The sequence below is a fragment of the Streptomyces ossamyceticus genome (assembly GCF_001418475.1).
In the GTDB taxonomy this organism is placed as follows: Bacteria; Actinomycetota; Actinomycetes; order Streptomycetales; family Streptomycetaceae; genus Streptomyces; species Streptomyces ossamyceticus.
In genome coordinates this window covers 1-4,577 of the sequence record NZ_LIQX01000323.1, presented here as the reverse complement: position 1 = coordinate 4,577, position 4,577 = coordinate 1, and the positions used below count along the sequence as shown (strand labels likewise).

Genomic DNA, 4,577 nt, shown 5'->3' with positions numbered 1-4,577 from the left:
GCCCGGGCTGCTTCCCGCATGGCCTGATGGGTGGGAACGAGGGTTCCTCAGTCGAATGTGTGACCTTCGTCCGTGCAGGTCGTTGGGCGTGGTGAGGGTTCGGTCGGTGCGGGCGGGGGTGGTGGAGGATGGGTGGGCTGCGGGAGTTGGCGGCGCCGTTCGTCGCGCTCGGCCCGTCGGGTGTGGCGGTACGTGACCGGCTCAAGCACCTGACCGCCGAGGACGAGCACGTTCTCCGCCTGGTGGGGGACCATCTGGGAGCTCTCGCCTCCCGGGATCTGAAGACGCGGTGTGCGGTGGGGTTGGACCATGACGCCGGGAGGTGGGCGGCGCGTAAGCGGGCTGTGACGGGGGTGTCGTCCTCCCGTTGGGCCGGCAGCATCACGAAGGCCACGCATGATCAGTGGGCTCTGGCCCGGCGGGGGCAGCTCGCACACATCCAGCGGCTGGAAGCGGGTGTGCGCATGATCGCGCACCGGTTGTCGCTGCCGGTGGGCGAGAAGGGCACCAAGCACGCTCCGGGTGGCTATGCGAGCAGGCGGGAGTGGCATGCGAAAGCGCGCCGTCTGCACGTGCTCACCGACCGGCTGCATGCGGTCCGGGCGGGCTGGGAGGCCGGGGTCGTGCGTGTGGTGCGGGGCGGGAAGCGGCTGCTGACCACCCGCCATCACCTGGATGCCGCCCGGCTGACCGAGGAGGAGTGGCGCACCCGCTGGCAGGCCGAGCGCCGCTTCCTCCAGGCGGACGGTGAGTCCGGCAAACGGTTCGGCAACGAGACCATCCGCGTCACCCCCGAAGGGGAGATCTCCCTCAGACTCCCCGCCCCGCTGGCGTATCTGGCGAACGCCCCGCACGGCCGCTACGTCCTCGCCTCCCGGGTGAGGTTCGCGCACCGGGGTGAGCAGTGGGCCGACCGCATCCATGCCAACCGGGCTGTCGCGTACCGCATCCACGAGGACCCCGCACGCGGCCGCTGGTACCTCACCGCCTCCTGGACCAACCCCGCGGCCAAGACCGTGCCGCTGGCCGCGGTCCGTGCGGGTGGCCTGGTGGGGGTGGACACCAACGCCGACCACCTGGCCGCCTGGCGCCTGGACGAACACGGCAACCCGGGCGGCGCGCCCAGACGGTTCGGCTACGACCTCTCGGGCAGCGACGCCCAGGTCCGGCACGCCCTGACCGGCCTGCTGCACTGGGCGCGCCGCCATCACCTCGCCCTCGCCGTCGAGGACCTCGACTTCACCGCCGAGACGACCCGTGAGAAGCACGGCCGCCGCAAGCGGTTCCGCACCCTGGTCTCCGGCATGCCGGTGGCCAGGCTGCGGGCCCGGCTGGTGTCGATGGCGGCCGCACTCGGCATTCCCGTCGTCGCCGTCGACCCCGCCTACACCAGCCGCTGGGGCGCCCAGCACTGGCAACAACCCCTCACCACCAAGACAAGGAAGACCACCCGTCACGACGCGGCCGCCGTGGCGATCGGAAGGCGCGCCCTGGGACACCCGGTCCGGCGACGGACGGCACCGCCCCCACACGACCGGAGTGATCGTGCGGGGCATCGGACCGTCCAGGCCCCACCAGGCATCCTCGGGCGTGAGGGACCCCGCCCCCGCATCCCCGGACCACGGACACGATCCCTGCGCGCCGGACGCGGAGCGAACGCGGGCGACCAGGACACCCAACACCGTTCGGGGCGTCCGGCTGAGCACGAGTCCTGGCAACAGGACACACTCCCGCTCAGTCTTTAGGAACGGTCTCCGACTCCACTGATTCCACCGGCTTCGCGGGCTCGACCGTCGTCCCGTCCGCAGGGGCACCGGCGGCGGTCCGCGCGTCCGCGTCCGTCTCCGTCTCCGTCTCCGCGTCCGTTCCGGCCTGGCGGGCCGCGTCCCTCTTGATCGCCGTGTCGCGCTTCTTGACGTACCAGATGCCGATCAGGCCGAGGCCGGCGCCCGCGAGGCAGGTCCACACCCACCAGGTGCGGCCGTGGTCCTCGAACCACCCGTAGAACGGGAGCTGGACGACGAAGAGGACGAACCACAGGATCGTGCCGCCGATGATGGTCGGCACCACGGGGCCCTCCAGGGGCTCCGGCGCCTCGTGCTTGGGGGTCCACTTCGCCATGGGCACAGCTTACGAGCACACCCGGAGCGGCCCCTCGTGGCCTCGGGAAACCGCAGCGCCCCACGGGTCTACGCGCGGAGATGGAGTTTGCGGCATCATATGTTCATACTGAAACGGTTTCTGATTGGCCACTTCTGTTCGTAGAAAACTCCAACAGACGGGGGAACCTGTTGGGGATGAGGTTCCGTATGTCCCCGCAGGGCACTCTCGACCGTTATTTCAGGATCTCGGAGCGCGGCAGCACGCTGTCGCGGGAGGTCCGAGGCGGCTTCGCCACGTTCTTCGCGATGGCGTACATCATCGTGCTGAACCCGATCATCCTGAGCAGCGCGAAGGACATGTACGGGCATCAGCTGGACTACGGCCAGCTGGTCACCGCGACCGCGGTCACCGCCGCGTTCACCACGCTGTTGATGGGTGTCATCGGCAATGTGCCGATCGCGTTGGCGGCGGGCCTCGGCGTGAACACGGTCGTCGCGCTCCAGCTCGCGCCGCGCATGTCGTGGCCGGATGCGATGGGCATGGTCGTCCTCGCCGGGTTCGTGGTGATGCTGCTGGTGGCGACGGGGCTGCGGGAGCGCGTCATGAACGCCGTGCCGCTGGGCCTGCGCAAGGGCATCTCCATCGGTATCGGCCTGTTCATCATGCTGATCGGGCTCGTGGACTCCGGCTTCGTCACCCGTATCCCGGACGTCGCCAAGACCACCGTGCCGCTCCAGCTGGGCGCGACCGGTCACCTCGACGGGTGGCCCGTCCTCGTCTTCGTGCTCGGCGCGCTGCTGACGCTGGCGCTGATCGTGCGCAAGGTGCCGGGCGCCATCCTCATCTCGATCGTCACCATGACCCTGCTCGCCGTGATCATCGAGGCGGTCGCCAAGCTGCCCGCCGGCTCCTGGGGCCTCACCACCCCGAAGTGGCCGGGCAACCCCGTCGCCGGCCCCGACTTCGGGCTGCTCGGCGAGGTCAGCCTCTTCGGCGGCTTCGGCAAGGTCGGGATACTGACCGGCGTCCTCTTCGTCTTCACCGTGCTGCTGTCGTGCTTCTTCGACGCGATGGGCACGATCATGGGCGTCGGCGACGAGGCCAAGCTGACCGACGCGGACGGCCAGATGCCCGGCATCAACAAGGTCCTCTTCGTCGACGGCATCGCGGTCGCCGCCGGCGGCGCCAGCTCCTCCTCGGCCACGACCTGCTTCGTGGAGTCCACGGCCGGTGTCGGTGAGGGGGCGCGCACCGGCTTCGCGAACGTCGTCACCGGTGCCCTCTTCGGGCTCGCGCTGTTCCTGACGCCGGTCGCCACGATGGTGCCGTCCCAGGCGGCGACCCCCGCGCTGCTCGCGGTCGGCTTCCTGATCCTCGCGGGCTCGGTCCGGGAGATCGACTGGGCCGACTACACGATCGCGGTGCCGGCCTTCGTGACGATGGTGATGATGCCGTTCACCTACTCGATCACCAACGGCATCGGCATGGGCTTCATCACGTTCGTCGTCCTGCGCCTCGCCGTCGGCCGCGGACGGGACGTCCCGGTCCCGATGTACGTGGTGGCGGCGGTCTTCGGCTTCTACTACCTGATGCCGGCGCTGGGCCTCACGTGACCCCCGTGGGACGCATGACCCCGTGGATCACGTGACCCCGTAGAACTTCTCGGTCTCCTCGACGGCCGTCTGGAAGCGCTGGTCGAAGTCGTCCCGCATGAGCGTCCCGATGACGTAGTCCTGGACGCTCATCCCCCTTTTCGCCGCGTGGTCCCGGAGCCGGTCGAGCAGTTCCCGGTCTATCCGCAGGCTGAGCACAGTGGTCCCCATGCGTACGAGGGTCAGGCGCGTTCCGGGCCACCGTGTGGCGTTCTCCGTATTAGTCACTCGTATGAGTGAGAGGAGTGGTGGGACTCACGGCAGGGGTGGTGGGACTCCGGTGGTCTTTAGCGAGAGTAATGAGTTAAGCTAAAGAACATGCCTGACCTGACCCATGGCGACGACGAGGCCGCCGTGAACGCGCTGCGGTCCGCCGTGATGCGCCTGTCCCGCCGGTTGAAGCACCAGCGGGTCGACGAGTCACTGAGCCCGACGGAGATGTCCGTGCTCGGGACGCTCGCCCGCTGCGGCACCGCCACCCCCGGTGAGCTGGCCCGCAAGGAGCATGTGCAGCCGCCGTCGATGACCCGCATCGTCGCGCTGCTGGAGAGCAAGGGCCTGGTGAAGCTGGAGCCGCACCCCGAGGACCGGCGGCAGAAGGTGGTCACCCAGACCGAGCGTGCCGAGGCGATGCTCGAGGAGAGCCGCCGCAAACGCAACGCGTTCCTCGCGTCCCTCGTGGAGGGGCTCGACGAGGACGAGTGGGCGGCGCTCCGCGCGGCCGCGCCGGTGCTGGAGAAGCTCGCGCACCTCTGAGCGGGCCACCGCCGTACGCCGGTGGTCCCTCCGGAGTGCGGGGGGGGGACCACCGGCGTACGGCGG

At 69.8% G+C, this 4,577-nt stretch carries 5 protein-coding genes; 3 read left to right on the top strand and 2 right to left on the bottom strand.

The features are described 5' to 3' along the window. The first annotated feature begins 128 nt into the window (after positions 1-128). Positions 129-1,745, top strand: coding sequence for an IS200/IS605 family element transposase accessory protein TnpB (locus tag AOK15_RS23735; RefSeq protein WP_055520142.1), 1,617 nt, complete (start codon positions 129-131; stop codon positions 1,743-1,745). On the opposite strand, the gene AOK15_RS42600 is transcribed toward AOK15_RS23735, so the two are convergent. After that, on the bottom strand, positions 1,735-2,121 hold the full coding sequence (locus tag AOK15_RS42600; RefSeq protein WP_079058651.1) for a DUF2530 domain-containing protein: 387 nt from the start codon (positions 2,119-2,121) through the stop codon (positions 1,735-1,737). The genes AOK15_RS23735 and AOK15_RS42600 overlap by 11 nt on opposite strands. Positions 2,122-2,297: 176 nt before the next feature. Between AOK15_RS42600 and AOK15_RS23725 the strand changes: the two genes are divergently transcribed. Then, entirely contained in the window at positions 2,298-3,716 is a 1,419-nt protein-coding gene (locus tag AOK15_RS23725; RefSeq protein ID WP_420876952.1) for an NCS2 family permease, read from the top strand. 27 nt (positions 3,717-3,743) lie between these two features. On the opposite strand, the gene AOK15_RS23720 is transcribed toward AOK15_RS23725, so the two are convergent. After that, complete coding sequence (locus tag AOK15_RS23720) at positions 3,744-3,926, bottom strand: hypothetical protein (protein ID WP_055520139.1); 183 nt, start codon at positions 3,924-3,926, stop codon at positions 3,744-3,746. A gap of 147 nt (positions 3,927-4,073) precedes the next feature. Between AOK15_RS23720 and AOK15_RS23715 the strand changes: the two genes are divergently transcribed. Continuing rightward, a complete protein-coding gene (locus tag AOK15_RS23715; protein ID WP_055520137.1) occupies positions 4,074-4,511 on the top strand; it encodes a MarR family winged helix-turn-helix transcriptional regulator in 438 nt (145 codons plus the stop codon). The last annotated feature ends 66 nt before the right edge of the window (positions 4,512-4,577 follow it).

Bases quoted from the DNA above. Each gene is read 5' to 3' on its own strand.
- AOK15_RS23735 (WP_055520142.1), top strand. From the start codon at position 129: ATGGGTGGGCTGCGGGAGTTGGCGGCGCCGTTCGTCGCGCTCGGCCCG.
- AOK15_RS42600 (WP_079058651.1), bottom strand. From the start codon at position 2,121: ATGGCGAAGTGGACCCCCAAGCACGAGGCGCCGGAGCCCCTGGAGGGC.
- AOK15_RS23725 (WP_420876952.1), top strand. From the start codon at position 2,298: ATGAGGTTCCGTATGTCCCCGCAGGGCACTCTCGACCGTTATTTCAGG.
- AOK15_RS23720 (WP_055520139.1), bottom strand. From the start codon at position 3,926: ATGGGGACCACTGTGCTCAGCCTGCGGATAGACCGGGAACTGCTCGAC.
- AOK15_RS23715 (WP_055520137.1), top strand. From the start codon at position 4,074: ATGCCTGACCTGACCCATGGCGACGACGAGGCCGCCGTGAACGCGCTG.